Raw genomic sequence first — 23,376 nt, forward strand, 5'->3', positions numbered from 1 at the left:
GCCCGGGGAATTGCCGGTCCCCAAGGCATAGTAGCGCCCAGAAACCGAACGGAGGCCGCCATGTTCACCACCCTGGTCGCAGTACTGGTCGCCTTGGCTCTGGGCCATGTCGCGCCTGCCGCGGCCGTGGCGCTGCGCCGTTTCGGCTGGTACCGGCGTTGGCTGCAGTGGCTGGACGCGCACGCCGCCGAAACCGGCTTCTGGCGTGGGCGCCACGGCTGGCTGTTGGCAGTGGTTCCGTTCGTGCTGTGTCTGGCCCTGCTGCAATGGGCGTTGCATGACCGCCTGTTCGGCCTGCCGTCGCTGCTGCTGGGCATCGCCACGCTGGTGGTGTGCTGGGGCCCGCGCGATCTGGACCGTGACGTGGAAGCGGTGATCGATGCCGATGATGCGCATGCCCGCCATGCCGCCATCGGCCAGCTGCAGTCGGCCGGTGGCAGCCTGCACGAGGACGTGCCGTCGCTGGTGGAAGTTACCGTGCTCAACGCGCTGCGGCGCTGGTTCGCGGTGCTGTTCTGGTTCCTCCTGCTGGGCCCGGTGGGCGCGCTGGCGTACCGCCTGCTGGTGCTGCTGGCGGTGGGGCCGCTGCGCTCGCTGGCCGACGTCGAGACAACCGCCGGCGCGCGCCAGGTCGTGTCGTGGCTGGAATGGCCGGTCGCGCAGCTGATGTCGCTGTCGATGGCGCTTGTGGGCAACTTCGATACTGCCTTCAAGGCCTGGCGCGAGGCGCACGGTAATCGCTGGGCCGCCTCCAGGAACTTTTTGGGCGCCGTGGCGCGGGCCAGCGTCAGTGCCGAACTTCGTGAAGACGCGCACGATTACAGCGAAGCGGGCATGGTGCCGGTGTGGCGCCGCCTGCCGGAACTGCGCGACGCGATGAGCCTGGTCTGGCGGATGCTGTTGTTGTGGATGGCAGCGCTTGCGTTGCTGGTCATCGCCGGTTGGGTGACCTAGGGCGCCAGCAGCGCGAACGGCATCCATGGCAGGTTGCGCAGCACCGCATAGCCGACCAGCAGCACCAGCCAGAAGGTGGGATTGGCCAGCACCCGCATCAGCGGGTCCAATGCGCGCATGCGCACGCCTGCGTTGTTGAGCAGCATCAACAGCAGGAACGGCAGCGAGATAACCAGCAACGGATTCATCGCCATCGCGCCGGACCAGTCGAAGTGGACCAGCGAATACAGGCAGCGGGTGCTGCCACAGCCGGGACAGTACAACCCGGTCAACGCATACAGCGGGCAACCCGGCAGCGGGCTGTTGCCGGCATACGGGCTGACATGGCGCAGCACCACGGTCGCGCCCACGGCCAGCCCGGCCGTGACGGCCAGCGGCGTCCAACGCGACAGGGTGGAACGGGAAGGCATCGTCATGACGGCAGAACGGCCCGAGCCGGGCACCCTTCCCGGGCGCCGGACCGGGCCGTCCAGGGGGCGATCAGTAGTTGCCGCCGCCCATCGCGCCGCCAACGCCCATCACCACGACCAGGATGATGTAGAGCACGATGGCCACGACGCCGATGATGGCCGACCACATCGCCCACTTCTTGGCCTTGTCCGACGACTCGCGCGCACCGGCGATGTCACCGACGGCCAGCTTGCCGTTGACCTGCGCGGCATACACGATCGACACGATGCCGGCCGGCAGGCAGCAGAACAGGGTGGTCAGGATGGCCCAGACCAGATTGTTGGGGACTTGCGGGGCAGTGGTGTTCATCGGTGAAGCTCCATTTTTTTGGGTGGGTTGAACGAAGGGTGTTTCACAGGTCGGAAAGAGCGCCCAGCGCGGCCATGCCGCCAAACAGGCCAAACCACACCAGCAGCAGCACCGGCAGGGCCAGCGCCGATGCCAGGGCCCATCCGCCGGCCTTGCGCGATGCGTCATACGCACCGGCCAGGTCGCCGGCCGCGCGGCGGCCATCGACCTGGGCCGCATACACGATCGACACCACGCCCAACGGCAGGCAGCAGAACAGCGTTGTCAGGATGGCCCAGACCAGATGGTTGGGAACGACAACGCCCGGTGGGGTGGGTGGCGGCAGATGATTCACGTACGACTCCATTCCATTGGCTGTCTCCCGGCGTCTCCCAACGCCAGGGGACATCCCCTATGGGCGGTAATCTACCCGATGTTTCCTGCGATGTATGCGTTTACATGAGCGCCGCAATGGATTTCTTTGCGGAATACCCTGACCCGCCGCTTTCAGCCTTGGTCGCCGCGCAGCGCTCGCACCTGTGCTTCCAGCCCCTCGGCGGTCGCCATGGCGCCGTCGACCGGCGGTCCGGCGATCACCTCTACGTGGGCGCGCAGGCGTCGTGGCACCCGCATACGCCCCAGGCGCGTATCGCGGCGGCTCCACATGCTGGCCCACATGCCGCGCAGTGCCATCGGCACCACCGGCACCGGTCGGCGCTCGAGGATCTTCTCCACGCCGGATTTGAAGGCCGCCATTTCGCCATCGCGGGTCAGCGCACCTTCGGGGAAAATGCAGACCAGCTCACCTTCGGCCAGCGCCTTGTCCACTTCATCGAACGCGGCCTGCATCAGCGCCGGGTTCTCGCGCGCGCCGGCGATGGGAATGGCCTTGGCGGTACGGAAGATCCAGCGCATCACCGGGATGTTGAAGATCCTGTAGTACATGACGAAGCGCACCGGACGCGGGATCGTCGCCGACAGGATCAGCGCGTCCATGTAGCTGACGTGGTTGCAGACGATCAGCGCCGCGCCCTCATCAGGCACGTTGGCTTCAATGCCATGCGGGCGCAGCCGGTACAGGAAGCGCACCATCACCCAGCTGAGGAACCGCATCAGGAATTCGGGCACGATGGTGAAGATGTAGATCGCCACCACCGCATTGGCGATCGCCAGCGCCAGGAACAGCTGCGGGATCGTCCAGTGCAGGAATTTCTGCGTGGCCAGCGCGATCATCGCCGCGGCGACGATGAAGCCGGAATTCTGGATGTTGAGCGCGGCGAACACGCGCGACATTTCCGATTTCGGCGTGCGGCTCTGGATCAGCGCGAACAACGGCACCACGAAGAAGCCGGTGAACAGGCCGATGCCCACCAGGTCAACGATGATGCGCACGCTGCCCGGCGCGGCCACGAAGGCGGCTACGCCCAGGCCCGCCGTGGTGGCGGTGCCGGCGCGCGCGAAGTACAGGTCCAGCATGAAGGCCGTCATGCCGAAGGCGCCGAGCGGCACCAGGCCGATTTCCACGGTGCGTCCGGACAGCTTTTCGCACAGCAGCGAGCCTACCCCGGTACCGACCGAGAACAGCGCCAGCGCGAAGATGTACAGGGTGGGCTCGCCGCCCAGGTTGACCACCGCGTAAGTGGGCAGCTGCGAGGTGAGCATGGTGCCGACGAACCAGAACCACGACACGCCCAGGATGGCGTTGGACACCGCCTTCTGCTTCTTGGCCAGGCGCAGCACCGCCAGCGATTCGGGAATGGGGTTCCAGTTGATCTTCAGGTCGGGCGCGCCGGCATCGACCTTGGGGATCATGCGCGCGGTGATGTTGCCGGCAATGGCCAGCGCGATCACCGCCGTTGCCGCCACGATCGGGCCGAAACTGCCGGCCAGGGTGAAGATGATCCCGCCGCTGATCATCCCGGTCAGGATCGACATCGAGGTGCCCATCTCGACCAGGCCGTTGCCACCGGTGAGCTCTTCGGGCTTGAGCACCGAGGGCAGCACCGAATACTTGACCGGGCCGAACAGGGTGGACTGCAGCCCGGTGCAGAACAGGGCGATGAGCAGGATCGGCATGCTCTGCGTCAGGAAGCCGACCGCAGCCAGGGTCATGATCGCGATCTCCATCGTGGTGGTGATCACGATCAGGCGCGACTTCTCCAGCTTCTCGGCGATCTGCCCGGCCAGGGCGGAGAACAGGAAGTAGGGCAGGATGAAGATGGCCGGTGCCAGCGTGGTGTACAGCGACTGCTCGGCCTGGCTCACGCCGAGGTAGAACAGCAGGCCGATGATGGCCTGGCGGTACACGTTGTCGTTGAACGCCCCCAGCGACTGCACGATGAAGAAGGGCAGGAAGCGGCGCTGGCGGAGCAGGGCGAACTGACTGTGGCCGGACATGGAATCTCCTTGCGAACCGGCGCAGCCTATCACGCAGCCCCGGTACCTATTTCGTTCGCGGCCGCGCGCAGCTTGGGCAGGAGTCGCAGCATCAGGCCGATCTGGGTGCGGATCAGCTGCAGCTTGGGCGGCATCTCATCGCTGACCTGCTCCAGCTGTTCGGCCAGGGCGCGGTCGTCCTCGTTGGCCGCCTCGTCCACCGGTTCGCGCCGTTCCAGCGCACCGGCGATCTGCTGCATCGCGTGCTGCACGCGTTCGCCGCTGGAGCGGGCCAAAGGGTCCTGCGCGTAGCTGTCCACCTGCGCGCGATGGGCGCCGAGCGCGGAAAGATGGCCGAGCAGGGTGTTGGACAGCGCCAGGAAGCGGAAGCCGGCATCCAGGTTGCCGCGCACGTGGCCCGGCTCGCGCAGCATGTTGGACAGCGCGGTGGACAAGGCCGCATCGGCGTTGTGCATATCGCGGCGGGCGATACGGTAGGCCAGGTCGTCCTGCATGCCGCTGCCGTACTGGCCCAGCACCGCCTGCAGGTAGCCGGCGCAGCGTTCAAGCACGCGCGCCATTACCAGGTCGAGGCGGCGGCCCTGCCAGTCGGGCAGGATCAGGAACGCGGCAGCGGCGGCAATCGCGCAGCCCAGCAGGGTATCGACCAGGCGTGGCCAGATCAGCAGGAAACCATCGCCGATGAGGTTGAAGCAGGTCAACGCCATCACGGTAATCGCCGCCGAGGCGACCAGGTAGCGGTCGCTGCGGGTGAAGAAGAACAGCAGTGCGGAAAGCAGGGCGATCAGCAGTTCGATGCGCAGGTCCTGGAACAGCTGCATCAGCGCCCAGGTGAGCACCAGCCCGATCAGGGTGCCGGCAATGCGCTGGGCCAACCGCTGGCGCGTCGCGCCGAAGTTGGGGCGGCATACGAACACGATGGTGAGCAGCACCCAGGAGCCGTTCTGGGCGTTGAACAGGCGGATGGCGGCAAAGCCCACGATCAGCGCAAGCGCCATGCGCAGGCCGTGCCGGAACAACAGCGAGCCGGGTGTGAGCTGCTGGCGGATGCGCACGCCCATTTCGCGCAGGGTATGGGGGTTGGTGTCGCGCAGGCGGGTATCGACGTTGTCCAGGGTGGATTCGGACTGGGCGGCTTCGGACAGGCGGCGTTCGATGCTCTGCAGGTTGTGGCCGAGCAGTTCCAGCGAGGAGAGCAGGCGCTGCCACTGGGGATTGTGCTGGGCGCGCAGCCAGGTGAGGGAGTCGGTGAGGTCGGCGGTGGCCTGGCGGGTGCGGTCGCCGTACTGGAACGGCCGGCGCATGCGGATGGCGGTGCCCAGGTTGGCACAGGCTTCTCCCTGCAGGGCGAGCAGGCGCTGGCAGCGGTAGAGCACGTCGCTGTGGAAGAAGGCGTCGGTGAGCGCGCCATAAGGGTAATGCGAGGAGCTGGCGCGTTCGTGGAAGTCCTGGGCCATGTAATACAGGCGCAGATACAGGCCGGACTGCACGCCGGGCCGGCCGGAGCGGCCGAACCGGGCCAGGATGGCGGTCTTGGCGATGTTGAGCGCTTCAACGACGCGGCGGTTCTGTTCGGCCAGGGCCAGCTGGCGCTTCTGCACGTCGGCATCGCGCACGGGCTCGAACAGGTCGGCCTTGAGCTGGAGGTAGCGGCCCAGTTCGAGGTAGAGGCGGGCGAGGCGTTCGCGAACGGGGCGGTTGGCGAACAGCGCGGTCCACAGAATGGACAGCAGGCCATACCAGAGGGCGCCGGCCAGCAGGTGGCTGACGGCGGTGATGGCCTGGGCGCGGTCGTCGGCGCCGTGCTGTTCGAGGCCGATCATGGTGTAGATGGCCAGGGTGACGGTGGCCTGGGCGATGGAGGCGTAGCGCTCGCCAAGGGCGCCGAGCAGGGTCAGGCCGAAGGTGGACAGGGCGAGGGCGGCAATGAACAGCCATGGCCAGGCGAACAGTTCGACCACCGCGGCCGCCGCCACCACGAAGCACAGCAGGGAGAGCGCGACGGATTTGGTGCGGCCCCACCAGTTGTCGTCGGTTTCGGCAATGGCGCTGGCGATGATGCCGAGGAACACGCCGGGCAGGGCGGGCAGCTGGTCCAGGTGCCAGCACACGCCCATGGCCACGGACAATGCAATGAACACCCGCAGCCCGTAGCTGGCCTTCTCATGCGCCCACAGGCGACTCAGGCGGGATTCTCGGGCGGACATGCGGACTCGCAGGGCGGTGACGCCTCATTATTGCGTCATCGCAGTGAAGCCGACATAGCCGGTTGGTAGGTACCGACCATACCGCGGAAGCGCACGGCCGTTGGTCGTGCGCTGCGTCAGGCGCGTGCAGCGCGCTTGATCATCACCTTTTCGCGCCGGCGCGCACGCCAGCCGCGCCAGTGCTGCTGCAGGCACGAGAAGATCACATACAGCGCCGGCGTGCTCAGCAGGGTCAGGCTCTGCGAGAACAGCAGGCCGCCGATCATCGCGATGCCCAGCGGGCGGCGCAGCTCCGAGCCCTCGCCCAAACCGATGGCCAGCGGTACCGCCGCCAGGATCGCTACCATGGTGGTCATCATGATCGGGCGGAAGCGCACGATGCTGGCCTCGCGCACGGCTTCGAGCGGGCTCTTGCCATGCTCACGCTGGGCCACCACGGCGAAGTCGATCATCATGATCGCGTTCTTCTTGACGATGCCGATCAGCAGCACCAGCGCGATCATCGAGATCACCGACAACTCGGTGTTGGTGACAAACAACGCCAGCAGCGCGCCCACGCCGGCCGCCGGCAGCGTGGACAGGATCGTCACCGGGTGCACCAGACTTTCGTACAGCATGCCCAGCACCAGGTACACGGTGATGATGGCCGCAAGAACCAGGATCAGCATCGAATTGGGGTTGAGCTGCACGTTGAAGCCGCCGCCGTCGCTGATGCGGATGTCGCCGGGCAGGCGCAGCCCGTCCACCGTGGCCTTGATGATCGCCTCGCCTTCGCCGGTGCTCACGCCGGGGGCCAGGTTGTAGCTCAGGTCCATCGTGGTGTATTGGTTCTGGTGGGTGATCTGCGGCGGCGCCAACCCGGGAACCTGGCGCGCCACGGCGGTGATCGGAATCATCTCGCCGTTGCCGGCCCGCACGTGGATCTCATCCAGCGCGCGCGGGGTCGCAGTCTGCTCCGGCAGTGCGTTGACCACCACGCTGTACTGGTTGATGTCCGAATAGATGGTCGAGATCTGGCGCTGGCCGAATGCACCGTACAGCGCACCATCAATCGCACCCACCGACACGCCAAGGCGCGCGGCCTTGGCCCGATCGATCTCGATGTTCTGGCGCAGGCCGGCGGTATCCACGTCGGTGCCGACGTCGCGCAGCATCGGGTTCTTCTTCAGTGCCGCCTGCACCTTGGGCAGCCATTCCTGAAGCTGGGCCAGGTCGTTGCCCTGCAGCGACACGCGATACTGCGCACCCTGGCTGTTGCCTCCGCCGCCGTCGCTGGGAAGATCCTGGATCGCGCGCAGGCGCAGTTCCAGGTCCGGGTAACGGTCGGCCTTGGCACTCAAACGGGCCAACGCCTGCGCCGTGGTTTCGCGGCGGCCTTCCTTGCGCGTCTTCAGCTCGATGTTGAACTGCGCGCTCGATCCCTGGCGGCCGCTGCCCAGGCGCACGCCCACGGTCTTCACCGCCGGGTCGGCCATCAGCATGTCGGTGATGCGCCGTTGGCGGTTGACCATGTCCTCGAACGAGACCGTGGCGCTGGAATTGGCGCGGCCCCAGATCAGGCCGGTGTCCTGCGGCGGGAACGAGCCCTTCTTGACCGCGCCGGCCAGCATCACCGTGGCCACGATCAGCAGGATCGGGGTCAGCGACAGCAGCAGCGCATGCCGCAGCGAGAAATCCAGGCACACGGTATACAGGCGCAGCATGCGGTCGTGGGTGGCATCCAGGAAGCGGCCGATCCGCGAAGGCTTGTCCGGTTCGGTGTGCGCGCTCAGGAAGCGGCTGCACAGCGCCGGGGTGAGCGTGAGCGAGACGATCATCGAAACCACGATGGCCGCCACCAGGGTCACGGTGAACTCGCGGAAGAACGCACCCACCATGCCGCTGGCAAACAGCAGCGGAATGAACACCGCCACCAGCGAGGCGGTGATGGAAACGATGGTGAAGCCGATCTCGCGCGCGCCGGTCAACGCTGCCTGCATGCGCGGCATGCCTTCGTCGAGATGACGCATGATGTTTTCGATCACCACGATCGCATCGTCCACCACGAAGCCGATCGCGATCACCAGCGCCAGCAGGCTCAGGTTGTTGAGGGTGAAGCCGAACACGTACATCACCAGCGCGGCACCGGCCAGTGACAGCGGCACGGTGATCGCCGCGATCAGGGTCGGCGCCAGCCGGCGCAGGAACAGCGCCATGGTCAGGACCACCATGGCCAGGCTGATCAGCAGGGTGATCTGCACTTCATGCAGCGACGAGCGGATGGTCGGGGTGCGGTCGAAGTACGGGGTGAGCGTGGTGCCCGGCTGCAGGTAGTCGCGCAGCATCGGGATCTGCGCCTTGACCCGGTCCACCGTCTCCACGATGTTGGCCCCGGCGCGGGTGAACACGTACATCACCACCGCCGGTTTGTGGTCGAACCACGCGGCCTGGTAGGCATCCTGCTGGCCGTCGTAGACATTGGCCACGTCCTTCAGGCGGATCACCCGGCCATCGTCCTGGGTCTTGATCACCAGGTTGGCGAAGTCGGCCGCGCGCGCCACTGAATCGTTGGCGATGATCGCCGTGGTGGTGTTGCCATCGCTCAGGAACCCGGTGGGGGAGGTCACGTTGGCTGCACGCACCGCATTGCGCAGGTCGTCCGGGGTGAGGTTCAGCGCGTTGAGCAGGCGCAGGTTGACGTCCACCCGCACCGCTGGGGTGGAAGCGCCGGCAATATCCACCGACGACACCCCGCTGATCTGGCGGATGCGCTGGGCCAGCAGCGAATCGGCCACGTTGTACAGCTCATCGGCCGACTGCGTCTGCGACGTCAGCGCGATGGCGATCACCGGATCGTCGTTCGGGTTGGCCTTCTGGAACATCGGCGAGCCCAGCCCGGAGGGCAGGTCGGCCTGGGCCGAGTTGATGGCGGTCTGCACGTCCAGCGCGGCTGAATCGATGTCGACCCCGCTCTGGAAGATCATGAAGACCAGCGAACTGCCTTCGGAACTGGACGAGCGCATCTGGTCCACCCCGGGCAGCTGGCCCAGGTGGCGCTCCAGCGGTGCGGTGACCGTGGACGCCATGGTGGTGGCGTCCGCGCCAGACTGGCTGGCGTGCACGAAGATCACCGGAATCTGGATGTTCGGCAGCGCCGACACTCCGAGCTTCAGGTAGCACATCAACCCGACCACGAACAGGCCGATGGCCAGCAGCGCGGTACCGATCGGGCGGCGGATGAACGGACCGGAGATGTTCACGCGCGGTCCTGTGCGGTGGCGTTGCGCAGGGCGCGCTGTTCACGGCGCTCGCGCAGCCATTCGGAGTAGCGCTCCATGTACAGGTAGATCACCGGCGTGGTGTACAGCGTGACCAGCTGCGAGATCAGCAGGCCGCCTACGATGGCGATACCGAGCGGGCGGCGCAGCTCCGAACCGATGCCGGTGCCCAGTGCCAACGGCAACGCGCCCAGCATGGCCGCGGCGGTGGTCATCATGATCGGGCGGAAGCGCAGCAGGCAGGCGCGGCGGATCGCTTCGTGCGCGTTGGCACCGGCGCGGCGCGCCTCGATGGCGAAGTCCACCATCATGATGCCGTTTTTCTTGACGATGCCGATCAGCAGCACGATGCCGACGATGCCATCCACCGACAGGCTCAGCCCGCACACCATCAGCGCCAGCAGCGCACCGACGCCGGCCGGAGGCAGGGTGGAGATGATCGTGATGGGATGGATGTAGCTCTCGTACAACACGCCCAGCACGATGTAGATCACCACCAGCGAAGCCAGCAGCAGCCACACCACGTCAGTCTGGCTGCCGGTGAACTCGGCCGCCTTGCCGATGAACTGCGCGTGCACCTGCGACGGCATGTCCAGGCTGGCACGGGTTTCTTCAATCGCCTTGACCGCATCGGACAGCGAATAGCCCGGAGCAATGTTGAACGACACCGTCACCGCCGGCAGCTGCTGCTGGTGGCTGACCACCAGCGGAGTGCTGGTGACCTTGCCTTCGGCCAGCGCGGCCAGCGGGATGATGTTGCCCGCACCCACCGGAATGCCCGTGTTCTGCGCGCCGATGCCGGTGGCAGTGGACGAGTTGGACGAGGTGACCTGGCCGAAGTTGGTGGCATTGCTGCCGGTCAGCGCGCCGGCGCCGTTGGACGCCACCGCCAGCTGGTTCATCAACGCAGTGCTGGTGCGGAACTCAGGCGCCACTTCCAGTACCACGCGGTACTGGTTGAGCTCGGTGAAGATGGTGGAGATCTGGCGCTGGCCGAAGGCGTCGTACAGGGTGTCGTCGATGGTCTGCATCGGCACGCCCAGCACGCTGGCCTTGTCGCGGTCGATGTTCAGCTCCAGCGCGCGGCCTTGGTTGGACAGGTTGTTGTCCACGTCTGCCAGTTCCGGGCGCTGGCGCAGCGCCTCGGTCAGGCGGGTGGCCTGCAGCGCAACCTGCGCGCTGTCCACGTCCGACAGCGAGTACTGGTACTCGGTGGCCGCCACGCGGGTATCCAGGGTCACGTCCTGCACCGGCTTGAGGTAGAGCGCCACCCCAGGAATGCCGGCCACGGCCTGCTGCAGGCGCGGCAGGATCTCTTCCAGGCCGTCACGGTCGCCGCGCTCTTTGAGCACGATCGACAGCTGGCCCTGGTTGAGTGTGGGGTTCATGCTGCCGGCGCCGATGAAGGCCGCCACGCCGGTTACCGCCGGGTCCTTGCGCAGCGCCTCCGCCACCGCCTTGGTGCGTTGTTCCATCTGCGGGAAGGCGATGTTCTGGTCGGCCTGGACCACGCCGGTGATCAGCCCGGTGTCCTGTTCGGGCAGCAGGCCCTTGGGAATCACGATGTACAGCACCACGGTCAGTACCAGCGCGCCGGCGGCCACCGCCAGGGTCATGCGCTGGTGGTCCAGCACCCAGTCCAGGCTGCGCTCGTACAGGCCTACGGTGCGGCTCCACACGGTCTGCTTGCCAGCCGCGTGTGCACGCTCATGCGCGTCCTCGCCTTCGGGCAGCGCGTCGGGCTTGAGCAGGTAAGCGCACATCATCGGGGTGAGCGTCAGCGAAATCAGCATCGACAACACCACCGCGATGCTCAGCACCCATGCGAACTCATGGAACAGCCGGCCGGTCACCCCGGGCATCAGCAGCAGCGGCAGGAACACCGCCACCAGCGACACGGTCAGCGACAGCACGGTGAAGCCGATCTGGCGTGCGCCGATCTCGGCCGCTTCGGGGCCGCTCTTGCCCTGTTCGATGTAGCGCACGATGTTCTCGATCATCACGATCGCATCGTCGACCACGAAGCCGGTGGCCACCACCAGCGCCATCAGCGAGAGGTTGTCCAGCGACATGCCGGCAAAGGCCATCACCCCGAAGGTGCCCGCCAGCGACAGCGGCACCGCCACCGAGGGAATGATCGTGGCCCAGAGGCGGCGCAGGAACACGAAGATCACCGCCACCACCAGGCCGATGGTGAGGATGAGCGTGAACTGCACTTCATGCACCGAGGCGCGGATGGTTTCGGTGCGGTCCGAGAACACCTCCAGGTGCACGTCGGCCGGCAGCACGTTCTGCAACTGCGGCATCAGCGCGCGGATGCGCTCCACCGTCTGCACGATATTGGCGCCGGGCTGGCGGCGGATTTCCAGCAGCACCGCCGGCTTGCCATCGGCCCATGCGGCAAGCTGGTCGTTCTCCACGCCATCGACCACCTCGGCCACGTCCGACAGTCGTACCGGCGCGCCGTTCTTGTAGCTGATGATGGTCTCGCGGTATTCGGCCGCGCTGGTCAGCTGGTCGTTGGTGCCGATGCTGTAGGACTGGGTCTTGCCGTTGAGCGAGCCCTTGGGTGCGTTGACGTTGGCCTGGGTCAGCGCGCTGCGCAGGTCTTCCAGGGTCAGGCCCATGTTGGACAGCTGCGCCGGATTGACCTGGATGCGCACGGCCGGGCGCACATTGCCGGCAATCGAGACCAGGCCCACGCCCTGCACCTGCGACAGGCGCTGGGCCAGGATCGAGTCGGCGTAGTTGTTCACATCGCGCAGCGGGCGCGTGTCGGAGGTGAGCTTGAGGGTGATGATCGCCGCGTCGGCCGGGTTCACCCGGTTGTAGACCGGCTGGTAAGGCAGCGACGAGGGCAGGGTGGCCTGTCGGATGGCGGCCTGCACGTCCTGGGCGGCGATATCGATGTCCCGGTCCATCGAGAACTGCAGGATGATCGTGGACAGGCCCGCCGACGAATCGGAGGTCATCAGCTCCAGCCCGGAGATCTGGCCGAACTGGCGCTCCAGCGGCGTGGTCACCAGCGAGGCCATGGTGGTGGCGTTCGCACCCGGATACTGGGTGGTGACCACAAGGCTGGGTGCATCGATTTCCGGAAGCGCCGACACCGGCAGCTGGCGGTAGCCGAGGATGCCGAGCAGCAGCAGGCCCGCCATCAACAGCGAAGTGGCGATGGGGCGGCGGATGAAGATCGTCGAAAAGCCCACGGGCGGATCCTTGCTGTTACGTCAGACGGCGATGCGGGAAGCGAACGCCGGCCACCCGGCCGGCGTTACCTGTGCGACGCGCGCGGTCAGCGCGGGCCGCCGCCACGGCGGCCACCGGGGCCGCCCTGTTTCTGCGCGGCGGCTTTGAGCTCGGCCTCGGTCGGTGCGGCCGGGGTTTCACCCGGCTTCAGTGCCGTGACCTTGCTGCCGGGCTTGAGCCGGAACTGGCCTTCGCTGACAACGCGCTCGCCGCCTTTCAGGCCTTCGGTGATCTGGATGTTGCTGTCGCCCACTTCCACGCCGCTCTTCACGGTCTGCATGGCCACCGTGTTGTCCGGCTTGACGATGTACACGTACTCGCCATCGGGGCCTCGCATCACCGCCTGGGTCGGGATGACCACGCCACCGGCGATGGTGCGCAGCTGCATGCGCACGTTGACGAACTGGCCCGGCCACAGGCTGTTGTCTTTATTGTCGAACAGGGCGCGCGCGCGGAAGGTGCCGCTGTCGCTGCTGATCTGGTTGTCCACCACGTCCAGCGTGCCGCCGTCGGTGAGCACGTGCGAATCGTTGCGGTCCAGCGCGGCAATCGTCACCGGGCCGGCCTGCTGGGCCTGGCGCACGTCCGGCAGCTGGCGTTCGGGCAGGTTGAACACCACGTGGATCGGGTGGATCTGGGTCAGGGTGACCAGCGCGGTACCGGCGCTGACCACGTTGCCGGCGTCCACGGCACGGATGCCGGCAATGCCGGAAATGGGCGCGGTCACGCGGGTGTACTGCAGCTGCACCTGGGCCGCGCGCATGCTGGCTTCATTGGCCGCCACCGCGCTTTCGTACTGGGCCACCTGGTTGCGCTGGGTGTCCAGGTCGGTCTTGGCGACGTACTGGCGGTATTCGGGCGAATTGGAGCGCTGGTAGTTCGAGCGCGCCGTGGCCAGCTGGGCCTGGTTCTGCTTCTTGGCCGCCGCGGCTTCGTCAAAGCTGGCCTGAAGCGTGCGCGGATCGATCTGCGCCAGCAGGTCGCCCTGCTTCACTTCCTGGCCTTCCTTGAAGTTCAGCCTGATCAGCTGGCCGCCCACCTGCGGGCTTACGGTCACGGTGTTCATCGCGCTCACCGTGCCGAGCGCGCTGGCGTAGACCGGCACGTCCTGGCGGGCCGCGTCGATCACCGTCACCGGCACCGGGCCGGTATCGCGTTCGCCGTCCTTGCCGGCCCCGGCCTGCGCCCCTGGCCTGGCATCCTTGCCCTTGCCACCGTTGAGCAGGTGCATGCCGACCAGGCCCACCACCAGCACTGCGATCACCAGCAGCACGATCTTCCAGAAACGCGACATTCAAAACTCCTGAGGCTGGCGAAGGGCGGGGCCCGGTTGGCAGTGGCAAAGCATACCCGCCACCCGTGACCTTTCATGCATGACAAATGGGACGGGCGGTCAGACCCGCAGCGGCCTTCAAGGTTCAACAGGTGACCCCGGCGGCCCGACCGCGCCTGAAGGGGGAGAGCCGAATGCGGGTCGGCTGCCTTCCCGGACAACGTTCGGCCGCGCCGAAAGTTACAGCGAAAACCAGCTTGATGCCCTACATTCAGGTTCAACCCCATGGAACCCCCGCCGGAGACCCGAATGCCCCGTCTTTCGCTGCTGCTGTCCGCCCTGCTGCTCGCCTCGCCCGCGCTGGCCGCCACCGCCCCGGCAGAACGCCCGGAAGTCACCGCCGCCGCCGCTCGTCTGCAAGCCCAGGTGGTGCAGTGGCGCCGCGATTTCCACCAGCACCCGGAGCTGTCCAACCGCGAAGAGCGCACCTCGGCCAAGGTGGCCGACCAGCTGCGTGCGATGGGCCTGAAGCCGAGGACCGGCATTGCCCATCACGGCGTGGTGGCCATCATCAAGGGCGGCAAGCCCGGCCCGCGCATTGCCCTGCGCGCGGACATGGACGCGCTGCCGGTCACCGAACAGACCGGCCTGCCGTTTGCCTCGAAGGCCACCAGCACCTATCGCGGCGAACCGGTGGGCGTGATGCACGCCTGCGGCCATGACGCCCACACCGCCACCCTGCTCGGCGTGGCCGACGCGCTGGTGAAGATGCGCGAGAGCCTGCCCGGCGAAGTGATGCTGATCTTCCAGCCTTCCGAAGAAGGCGCGCCGCCGCCGGAAGAGGGCGGTGCCGCGTTGATGCTCAAGGAAGGGCTGTTTGCCGACTTCAAGCCGGATGCCGTGTTCGGCCTGCACGTGTTCTCCAGCGTCCAGGCCGGGCAGATCGCGGTGCGTGGCGGCCCGCTGATGGCCGCCTCGGACCGCTTCGGGATCAAGGTAATCGGCCGCCAGACGCATGGTTCGGCACCGTGGAACGGGGTCGACCCGATCGTGGCCACCGCTGACCTGGTCGGTACCGCGCAGACCATCGTCAGCCGCCGCTCCAACATCTCCAGGCAACCGGCGGTGGTGTCCTTCGGCGCGATCAAGGGCGGCATCCGCTACAACATCATTCCCGACGAAGTAGAGATGGTGGGCACCATCCGCACCTTCGACGAAGGCATGCGCCAGCAGATCTTCGCCGACCTGCGCAACGTGGCCGAGCACACCGCAGCCGCGCACGGCGCCAAGGCGCAGACCGAGATTTTCGAGGCGGAAGGAAACCCGGCCACGGTCAACGATCCGGCGTTGACCGCGCGCATGCTGCCCAGCCTGCAGGCCGTGGTCGGCGAAGCCAATGTCTACGAGCCGCCGCTGCAGATGGGTGCCGAGGACTTCTCGCTGTATGCCCAGCAGGTGCCGGGCATGTTCTTCTTCGTCGGCTCCACCAGCGAAGGCATCGACCCGGCCACCGCCCCGGCCAACCATTCGCCGAAGTTCCTGCTGGACGAGAAGGCGCTGGACGTGGGCCTGCGCGCCTTGCTGCAGGTGAGCCTGGATTTCCTCAACGCGCCGAAGGCGGGTTGAGGTCGCACGACTGCTGGCGCCGCACGACCAACGGTCGTGCGCTACTGGCGCACGTCCCGAACGGTCCGCGCTGGGTGTGCGATCCCCGCGCTGGCCCGCCATGGGTTGATGTCCAACCCACCGCGACGCGTATAGCGGGCCTCCACTTCCAGCCACTCCGGCTGGCAGCGCAGGGTGAGCTCGTTGAAGATGCGCTCCACGCACTGCTCGTGGAATTCGGCATGTTCGCGGTAGCTCACCAGGTAGCGCAGCAGGCCTTCGCGGTCGATCCGCGGGCCGCGGTAGCGCACGCTCACGCTGGCCCAGTCCGGTTGCCCGGTGACCGGGCAGTTGGACTTGAGCAGCGCCGAACTCAGCGTTTCGGTCACTACCTGGCCAGCATTGGCCGAGAGGTACTCGGGCGCCGGCGGACCGTAGCGCTCGATCGCCACATCGAGCCCATCCAGTGATTCGCCTTCCGCGGTGTCCACCAGCGGGGGCACCCCGAACACCACCATCACCACTGCCCCGGCGCAGGCCGAGAGATCACCGGCAATCCGATGGCGCGCCTGCTCGTCGTCGTCGAACCGGGTGCTGTTGAGCGAGTTGAGGTAAAGCTTGAACGATTTGGATTCGATCAGGTTCGGCGAGGTGCACGGCACGCTGATGGTGGCCACCGCCACGCGCGGCTTGCCACGCCGGTCCAGCCAGCTCAGCTCGTAGGCCTGCCAGCGGTCATGGCCGATGAAGGGGAGGTGGGCCTCGTCCACGCCGATCTCCTCGCGCGCGGCGCGGCGCGGGATCGGAAAGAGCAGGGACGGGTCGTACTGGGAAGGGTAAGCAACCTCGCGACCGAGGCTGGAGTCCTGGGGGGTATTCATGCGGCCATTTTAGCGTGGCCGGCCCCCGCCTGCGGCCCTGTTCAGAAAACCTCCCGAACCCTTCACACCTGCGCCATGCCCCATTAACAAGGCCTGTGACACCTTGCGATCCAAGGCTGTTCCATTCAAGGGAGCGTGTGGATGAGTACCGACAAGAAGGCTGATTTCTCCGGCGTCACCTCCAGCGTGGATACCTCCGCGCAGAAGGTGGAAAAGGCCGATTTCTCCGGCGTGACCTCCTCGGTGGACACCACTGCCGAAAAGGTGGGCGGCGGCACCTACACCGTCCAGAAGGGCGACACCCTTTCCAAAATCGCCAAGAACGAGCTGGGCGACGCGAACGCCTGGCAGAAGATCTTCGATCTCAACAAAGACGTGCTGAAGGACCCGGACAGGATTTTCCCGGACCAGGTACTCAAGTTGCCGCCGAAGAGCTGAGCCGTTCGCCTCGCAATCCGACTTTATTCCCAGGGAGGAATTCCATGAAGAAGACATCCATCAGCACCACCGTACTCGCCGCCGCGCTGGCCACCGTGGCCTTGGTCGGCTGCAAGAAGAAGGAAGACACCGCCGACAACAACGCCCAGCCGGCTACGCCGGTTGCCACCACCCCGGCCGAGCCGGCCGCGCCGCAGCCGATGACTGCGGCCGCACCCGTCACGGTGACCGCCATCACGGTGGGCACTACCGCTGCTGCGGACAAGACGGTTGCACCGGTGGCACTGATCACGCCGCGGGACGCAATCATCGTCTCATTCCGCACCGATGGCACTGCCAACAACGTGAACACCACCGCCAAGTTGACCTATCAGGATGGTCAGGTGGCCGGTGAGCAGAGCCAGGTCCTGAACACCACGGGTGCCGAAACCACCAACGTCACCTTCAAGAATGCCAATGGCTGGCCGGCAGGCAAATACCGCGCGGAAGTCATGGTAGATGGCAAGGCGGCTGGAACGCCGCAGGAGTTTGAGGTCAAGTAAGTCCCGCCGACTCTCTCCCGGCACGGGCTCACGATGGACGCAGCCGCGAGGCTGCGTCTTTTTTGTTTGTGCCACACAGCGTTCCAATACCGCCGCGTATGGCATGGCTTTGCTCCCCGGGGCTGAAACCGCGACAATGCGGGGGTTACCCGGAGAGCACTGTCCCCCATGTCGAACACGCCCAAGATTCTGTACACGCTTACCGATGAAGCCCCGTTCCTGGCCACCCAGTCGCTGCTGCCGATCGTCGAGGCCTACACCGCCACTGCCGGCATCGCGGTCGAAACCCGCGACATTTCGCTGTCCGGCCGCATCCTGGCGCTGTTCCCGGATTTCCTGAAGGACGACCAGAAGGAAGCCGACCACCTGGCCGAGCTGGGCCAGCTGGCGACCACCCCGGACGCCAACATCATCAAGCTGCCCAACATCAGCGCCTCGGTGCCGCAGCTGAAGGCGGCCATCAAGGAACTGCAGGATCAGGGTTATGCCCTGCCGAACTACCCGGACGTGCCTACCGACGAGGTCTCGCGCGACATCAAGGCGCGCTATGACAAGGTCAAGGGCAGCGCGGTGAACCCGGTGCTGCGCGAAGGCAACTCCGACCGCCGCGCGCCGCTGTCGGTCAAGAACTACGCCCGCAAGCACCCGCACCGCATGGGCAAGTGGTCGAAGGACTCCAAGTCGCATGTCGCGCACATGGACGGCGGCGATTTCTACGGCAGCGAAAAGTCGGCCACCCTGGCCACCGCCGGGACCCTGAAGATCGAACTGCAGCAGGCCGACGGCACCACCGTGGTGCTGAAGGAAAAGACCGCCGTCAAGGCCGGTGAGATCGTCGATGCCGCCGTGATGAGCCGCAACGCGCTGGCCGCGTTCGTACAGGCGCAGATCGCCGATGCCAAGGCCAAGGGCGTGCTGTTCTCGCTGCACCTCAAGGCCACCATGATGAAGGTCTCCGACCCGATCATGTTCGGCGTGGTCGTTGAAGAGTTCTACAAGGACGTGCTGGCCAAGCACGCCGACGTGCTCAAGCAGGCCGGCTTCGATCCCAACAACGGCATCGGCGACCTGTACGCGCGCCTGCCGCAGCTGCCCGAAGCCATCCAGGAAGCGATCAAGGCCGACCTGGCTGCCGAGTACGGCAAGCGCCCGGGCCTGGCCATGGTCAATTCCGACAAGGGCATCACCAACCTGCACGTGCCCAGCGACGTCATCGTCGATGCCTCGATGCCGGCGATGATCCGCGACTCCGGTGGCATGTGGAATGCCGACGGCAAGCTGCAGGACACCAAGGCCGTCATTCCTGACCGTTGCTACGCGGGCGTGTACCAAGCCGTAATCGACGACTGCATTGCCCACGGCGCCTTCGACCCGGCCACCATGGGCTCGGTGCCGAACGTCGGCCTGATGGCGCAGAAGGCCGAAGAATACGGCTCGCACGACAAGACCTTCCAGATTCCGGCCGACGGCACCGTGCGCGTCACCGACGATGCCGGCAACGTGGTGTTCGAACACGCCGTGCAGACCGGCGACATCTGGCGCATGTGCCAGACCAAGGACGCCCCGATCCAGGACTGGGTCAAGCTGGCCGTGAACCGCGCCCGCCTGAGCAGCACCCCGGCCGTGTTCTGGCTGGATGCTTCCCGCGCGCACGATGCGCAGGTGATCGCCAAGGTCGAGACCTACCTCAAGGACCACGACACCAACGGCCTGGACATCCGCATCCTGGCCCCGGTGGAGGCGACGGCGTTCTCGCTGGAGCGCATCCGCAAGGGTGAAGACACCATCTCGGTGACCGGCAACGTGCTGCGTGATTACCTCACCGACCTGTTCCCGATCATGGAACTGGGCACCAGCGCCAAGATGCTCTCCATCGTGCCGCTGATGGCCGGTGGTGGCCTGTTCGAAACCGGTGCCGGTGGTTCGGCTCCCAAGCACGTGCAGCAGTTCGTGGAAGAGGACTACCTGCGCTGGGATTCGCTGGGTGAATTCCTGGCCCTGGCGGCCTCGCTGGAGCACCTGGGCAACCGCTACGGCAATGCCGGTGCGACGGTGCTGGCCAAGACCCTGGACCAGGCCAACGGCCAGTTCCTGGACAACGACAAGTCGCCCTCGCGCAAGCTCGGTGGCATCGACAATCGCGGCAGCCACTTCTACATCGCGCTGTACTGGGCCCAGGCCCTGGCTGCACAGGATGACGATGCCGCGCTGAAGGCCCGCTTCGCCCCGCTGGCGAAGGCACTGGCCGACAACGAGCAGGCCATCGTTGGCGAGCTGATCGCCGCGCAGGGCAAGCCGGTCGACATCGGCGGCTACTACCGCCCGGACGTGGCCAAGGCCAGCAAGGCCATGCGCCCGAGCAGCACGTTCAACGACGCGCTGGCAGCGCTGTAACCGACCCGTACTTCGTCGCAGGGTAATACCCGAAGAACCCGCGCCTGGCGCGGGTTCTTTTTTTGGCCGCAAATACGTGACGCCGGTCCGGGTCGTTCTGGCACCCTGTCGGCCACCGTCACATGAACGACGGCATGCAACCTGCCTTCGAAAAGGGCCCTGCGCTCGGACGGATCTGGCTGTTTCGCCAGTGCGAAGTGAGCAATCCGTCACCGACCTGCACGAGATCCTTGGCATAGGCTAGCGAAGCGGATACCAGGGGAAGGCGATGGCCAGGGTGCTGGTGGTCGGATCGGATGTCCAGGGAGAGCGGGCGTTGCTTCAACGCCTGCGTGTCGCGGCGTCATTGCCGGGCGACAGCGTGCGTAGTTGCCGCGATCTTGATGAGTGCGACCTGCTGGTGATCAAGGACACCCCGGCGCTGCGCAATGCGGCGCTGCGCATGGTGCGCGAGCGACCGCGCATACAGCTCTGGGTGGAAGACCAGAACGGACAGCTGCACCAAGGCCAGGGCGACGACCGCGGCGTACTCGACGACCACGCCATCGAAGACGCTTTGCGGCAGATGCCTGGTGCGCCGCTGCGTATCGACGAACCGTGCACGGCGCAGGGCGCCAAGGCGATCACCCGCGCGCTGCGCGAACGCCTGCCTGCGCGGCAGGGGCACGCGGTGCTGGTGCTCAACGATGTGCCAACCCTGCTGCTGGATTTCTCGCTGGATCAGATGGTGGTGCTGCACGGTACCGACGCCTCCAGCCTCGCGCAGCTGCTCTCGGACCAGTTTGAAGCGCTTTCGCTGCACGGCCTTTCCGAACGGCGGTATCAGGAGTTATCCGGCGCATTGCCACGCCAGCCGCTGCGACCGCTGCTGTGGCAATGGGGCCAACGCCCCGGGCACTGGCACGACCTCGATGCCCGCCTGCAACGCGGCGCACGGGTAAAGCTGCTGCGCTGGCCCGACTTTCGCGTGCTGGGCCACCAGCACGACAGCTTCCGACTGTGTTCGCTGCTGCTCAAGCGCGCGTGCAGCGTGGACGAGTGCGCCACCCTGTTGGACGTGGCGCCGGATGCCGTGCGCAGCGTCGTGCACCCGGCGTACCTGTGTGGCTACGCCGCGCTGGAAGACGCGCCGGCCAGCAGCCTGCCGCTGCGTGCAGGCGAGGGCGGCGGCACCCTGCTGGCCCGGATGTGGCGCAGCGTGCGCCAGCGCGGCGGGGGTTGAGCGTGCGCGAACACAAGATCGTGGTGCTGGGTGGGATGGGGTGCGGAAAATCAACCCTGGTACGTGCCATCGCCGCCGGCGCGGTGGTGGATACCGATGTGCACAACACCGACCGCGAAGGCGCCGACAAGGCCTCCACCACGGTGGCCATGGACTACGCCGACATCGACCTGCCCAACGGCGACCGCCTGCGCCTGTACGGCACCCCCGGCCAGCAGCGCTTCGACTTCATCTGGCCGATCCTGCTGCAGGGCGCCAGCGGCGTGGTACTGCTGCTCGATGCCACCCGTCACACGGCAGTGGAAGAACTGCAGGGCTATCTGGGTGTGCTGCGTGAGCATGCCGCGCAGGTGCCGGCGGTGATTGGCGTCTCGCGCGTGGATCTTGCTCCGGAGTTCGACCTCGATTCCTGCGCCACGGTCGCGGGCTGGAACGACCGCCTGCTGCCGGTGATGCCCATCGACGCGCGCGAACGCGAACAAGGACTTTTCCTGATGGACGTGCTGATGAGCGAGATGGAAACCCGCGACCTGGTGCTGGCCCATGGCTGACGGGCAGGATGTGCGCCGGCTGGATCCGGCCGTGCGCGAGCGCGTCGTGCAACACCTTCAAGCGTTCGCCGACAACCTCAATGGCGTGCGCAGCGCGGTGCTGGCCAGCGTGGACGGCTTCGCGCTGGTGCCCGCTGCCGGCAGCCACGGAAACGGCGAACGCCTGGCCGCGATGACCAGCGCGATGCTCGCGCTGGCCGCCGCCGTGGGCCGCGAGCTGTCGCTGGGCGAGCTGGAAGTGCTGATGCTGGAAGCGGGCGAGGGCAAGGTGCTGATGCTGGCGCTGCCGTGCACGCCCGCGCCACTGCTGCTGATGACCGCCTGCGACACGCGCTGCGTGACCGGCAAGGTGCTTTGGAGTGCAAAGGAATGTGGCCGCAACATCATGGCCGAACTCAGCGGATCACGAGCCGATCCGTAGGGGAACCTGGGGCTCGACAACCAAAGGGGTGCAATATGGCAGGTGTGAGCGAAACCTTGAGCGCGCTGATGACCATCGACGGCGCGCAGGCGGTGGCACTGGTGGACTATGAAAGCGGCATGTTGCTGGGCGAAGCCGGCTCGGGCATGGACATGGAAGTGGCGGCAGCGGGCAACACCGAAGTGATCCGCGCGAAGATGAAGACCGCCGCGTCGTTGAACCTCAACGACACCATCGAGGACATCCTGATCTCGCTGGGCAAGGCGTACCACATCATGCGCCCGGTCGCGAAGCAGAAGGGCCTGTTCCTGTACCTGGTGCTCGACCGCAACAAGTCCAACCTGGCGCTGGCACGCCGCCGGGTGCAGGACGTTGAGGCGTCATTGGCGCTGTAATCCGGAAGGATGCCGTAGGCCGCGCGGCAAGTGGCCGGTGTCGCTCTACGCTTTCACAAGTGTAGAGCGACGCAGGCGCTGCGCTCCCGCGAACCCTGCTCAGTTTGATAGTTCTACTGACCACATGTGGTTGGGACGATCTTGATGGAGCATCAAGGCGAACTCCGAATCTCTGTATATGTAGAGCGGCGCCGCGCCAGGCAAGGTTCGTGAAGGCGACGATGGAAGCGATATCTTGGCGCTGGCATCTCCGGCGGGAAGTCTCCAGAACACATCGTTCGCCTTCGCGATGACGATGTGCACACGATCCCTACTGTCATTGACCTGATAGTAGGTAATTCCGTCGCGGTCGAAAGCGTACAGGCGCCAGGCGGGATGCAGACTCTGATTCTTCGCCTCCGGGAGCGATTGACCTAGCCCAAGCCTTGCCTGTTCGGATCCGTGGTTCTCGTGCTGAGCAAGGGCCGTGGGTGCGGGCATGACAATTAACGAAGCGAAGAAGCAGATTGCTTTCGAGAGGGAGTTCACGGGATTCTCACTGCTTTAGACCAGTTGGTTGGTGCATGAAAGGCTACTGATCACGCAGGTCCGCGCCATTGAAAGATCTCCGAATCATCAACTCTCGCGGCCGAAGGACGTCGCGACTCGCGTCCCCGGTACAGAACTTGGAGGAAGCGCGGTGGCGACGTGTGCGCCGCGCTCGATGGAAGTGGGTGGATAGCGGCGCCTGACCGATCTAGGAACGGGACGAAAGTATTGTTGGTCGATCAATCGACTTGAACGCCTCCCCACGTTGGTGCGAGTACGAAGCGAAAGCGATTGCGAACTTGATCATGTCGACGGTCATTGTTT

The 23,376-nt window shown here is 66.2% G+C and carries 19 protein-coding genes; 9 read left to right on the top strand and 10 right to left on the bottom strand.

Features of this window, described 5'->3' with window-relative positions:
- The first annotated feature begins 60 nt into the window (after positions 1–60).
- Positions 61–954, top strand: coding sequence for a regulatory signaling modulator protein AmpE (gene ampE, locus ACGFZ3_RS14985; protein ID WP_392922739.1), 894 nt, complete (start codon positions 61–63; stop codon positions 952–954).
- On the opposite strand, the gene ACGFZ3_RS14990 is transcribed toward ampE, so the two are convergent.
- The 8 genes from ACGFZ3_RS14990 to ACGFZ3_RS15025 form a co-directional block, all read right to left on the bottom strand.
- Complete coding sequence (locus ACGFZ3_RS14990) at positions 951–1,370, bottom strand: DUF2752 domain-containing protein (protein ID WP_392922742.1); 420 nt, start codon at positions 1,368–1,370, stop codon at positions 951–953. The genes ampE and ACGFZ3_RS14990 overlap by 4 nt on opposite strands.
- A gap of 64 nt (positions 1,371–1,434) precedes the next feature.
- Positions 1,435–1,713 (bottom strand): CD225/dispanin family protein, encoded by a 279-nt coding sequence (locus ACGFZ3_RS14995; protein WP_392922745.1) that lies wholly within the window; start codon positions 1,711–1,713, stop codon positions 1,435–1,437.
- Positions 1,714–1,756: 43 nt separating this feature from the next.
- The gene (locus ACGFZ3_RS15000; protein ID WP_392922748.1) at positions 1,757–2,047 is read right to left on the bottom strand and encodes a CD225/dispanin family protein; all 291 of its coding nucleotides are present in this window, start codon (positions 2,045–2,047) and stop codon (positions 1,757–1,759) included.
- A 152-nt stretch (positions 2,048–2,199) separates the two neighbouring features.
- Positions 2,200–4,089 (bottom strand): MFS transporter, encoded by a 1,890-nt coding sequence (locus ACGFZ3_RS15005; RefSeq protein WP_392922751.1) that lies wholly within the window; start codon positions 4,087–4,089, stop codon positions 2,200–2,202.
- Between the two features lie 29 nt (positions 4,090–4,118).
- Positions 4,119–6,296, bottom strand: a complete 2,178-nt coding sequence (yccS, locus tag ACGFZ3_RS15010) for a YccS family putative transporter (protein WP_392922754.1) — start codon at positions 6,294–6,296, stop codon at positions 4,119–4,121.
- Positions 6,297–6,412: 116 nt separating this feature from the next.
- Positions 6,413–9,535: an efflux RND transporter permease subunit gene (locus ACGFZ3_RS15015; protein WP_392922757.1), complete on the bottom strand. Its 3,123-nt coding sequence runs from the start codon at positions 9,533–9,535 to the stop codon at positions 6,413–6,415.
- Positions 9,532–12,762, bottom strand: coding sequence for an efflux RND transporter permease subunit (locus ACGFZ3_RS15020; RefSeq protein WP_392922759.1), 3,231 nt, complete (start codon positions 12,760–12,762; stop codon positions 9,532–9,534). Before ACGFZ3_RS15020 ends, ACGFZ3_RS15015 begins: the two co-directional genes overlap by 4 nt.
- Positions 12,763–12,848: 86 nt before the next feature.
- A complete protein-coding gene (locus ACGFZ3_RS15025) occupies positions 12,849–14,096 on the bottom strand; it encodes an efflux RND transporter periplasmic adaptor subunit (RefSeq protein WP_392922761.1) in 1,248 nt (415 codons plus the stop codon).
- Positions 14,097–14,384: 288 nt separating this feature from the next.
- Between ACGFZ3_RS15025 and ACGFZ3_RS15030 the strand changes: the two genes are divergently transcribed.
- Entirely contained in the window at positions 14,385–15,701 is a 1,317-nt protein-coding gene (locus ACGFZ3_RS15030; RefSeq protein WP_392922764.1) for a M20 family metallopeptidase, read from the top strand.
- A gap of 41 nt (positions 15,702–15,742) precedes the next feature.
- Here ACGFZ3_RS15030 and queF read toward each other — a convergent pair whose 3' ends face one another.
- Complete coding sequence (queF, locus tag ACGFZ3_RS15035; protein ID WP_392922767.1) at positions 15,743–16,561, bottom strand: NADPH-dependent 7-cyano-7-deazaguanine reductase QueF; 819 nt, start codon at positions 16,559–16,561, stop codon at positions 15,743–15,745.
- A gap of 141 nt (positions 16,562–16,702) precedes the next feature.
- On the opposite strand from queF, the gene ACGFZ3_RS15040 reads away from it, so the two are divergent.
- The 7 genes from ACGFZ3_RS15040 to ACGFZ3_RS15070 all read left to right on the top strand — a co-directional run bounded on the left by ACGFZ3_RS15040 (position 16,703) and on the right by ACGFZ3_RS15070 (position 22,524).
- Complete coding sequence (locus ACGFZ3_RS15040; RefSeq protein WP_392922770.1) at positions 16,703–16,999, top strand: LysM peptidoglycan-binding domain-containing protein; 297 nt, start codon at positions 16,703–16,705, stop codon at positions 16,997–16,999.
- Positions 17,000–17,043: 44 nt separating this feature from the next.
- Positions 17,044–17,541 carry a hypothetical protein gene (locus ACGFZ3_RS15045; protein ID WP_392922772.1) on the top strand — a complete coding sequence of 166 codons (498 nt, stop codon included), beginning with the start codon at positions 17,044–17,046 and terminating at the stop codon, positions 17,539–17,541.
- A gap of 168 nt (positions 17,542–17,709) precedes the next feature.
- Entirely contained in the window at positions 17,710–19,935 is a 2,226-nt protein-coding gene (locus ACGFZ3_RS15050; RefSeq protein ID WP_392922775.1) for an NADP-dependent isocitrate dehydrogenase, read from the top strand.
- Positions 19,936–20,251: 316 nt separating this feature from the next.
- Positions 20,252–21,157 (top strand): hypothetical protein, encoded by a 906-nt coding sequence (locus ACGFZ3_RS15055; RefSeq protein WP_392922778.1) that lies wholly within the window; start codon positions 20,252–20,254, stop codon positions 21,155–21,157.
- A gap of 2 nt (positions 21,158–21,159) precedes the next feature.
- A complete protein-coding gene (locus tag ACGFZ3_RS15060; protein ID WP_392922781.1) occupies positions 21,160–21,708 on the top strand; it encodes an ATP/GTP-binding protein in 549 nt (182 codons plus the stop codon).
- On the top strand, positions 21,701–22,129 hold the full coding sequence (locus ACGFZ3_RS15065; protein WP_392922783.1) for a roadblock/LC7 domain-containing protein: 429 nt from the start codon (positions 21,701–21,703) through the stop codon (positions 22,127–22,129). The genes ACGFZ3_RS15060 and ACGFZ3_RS15065 overlap by 8 nt, the downstream gene beginning before the upstream one ends.
- A gap of 35 nt (positions 22,130–22,164) precedes the next feature.
- The gene (locus ACGFZ3_RS15070; protein ID WP_392922786.1) at positions 22,165–22,524 is read left to right on the top strand and encodes a hypothetical protein; all 360 of its coding nucleotides are present in this window, start codon (positions 22,165–22,167) and stop codon (positions 22,522–22,524) included.
- A gap of 99 nt (positions 22,525–22,623) precedes the next feature.
- Here ACGFZ3_RS15070 and ACGFZ3_RS15075 read toward each other — a convergent pair whose 3' ends face one another.
- Positions 22,624–23,052 carry a hypothetical protein gene (locus tag ACGFZ3_RS15075; protein WP_392922789.1) on the bottom strand — a complete coding sequence of 143 codons (429 nt, stop codon included), beginning with the start codon at positions 23,050–23,052 and terminating at the stop codon, positions 22,624–22,626.
- Positions 23,053–23,376 lie beyond the last annotated feature (324 nt).

This window comes from Stenotrophomonas sp. NPDC047960, from assembly GCF_043204395.1.
Lineage (GTDB): Bacteria > Pseudomonadota > Gammaproteobacteria > Xanthomonadales > Xanthomonadaceae > Stenotrophomonas.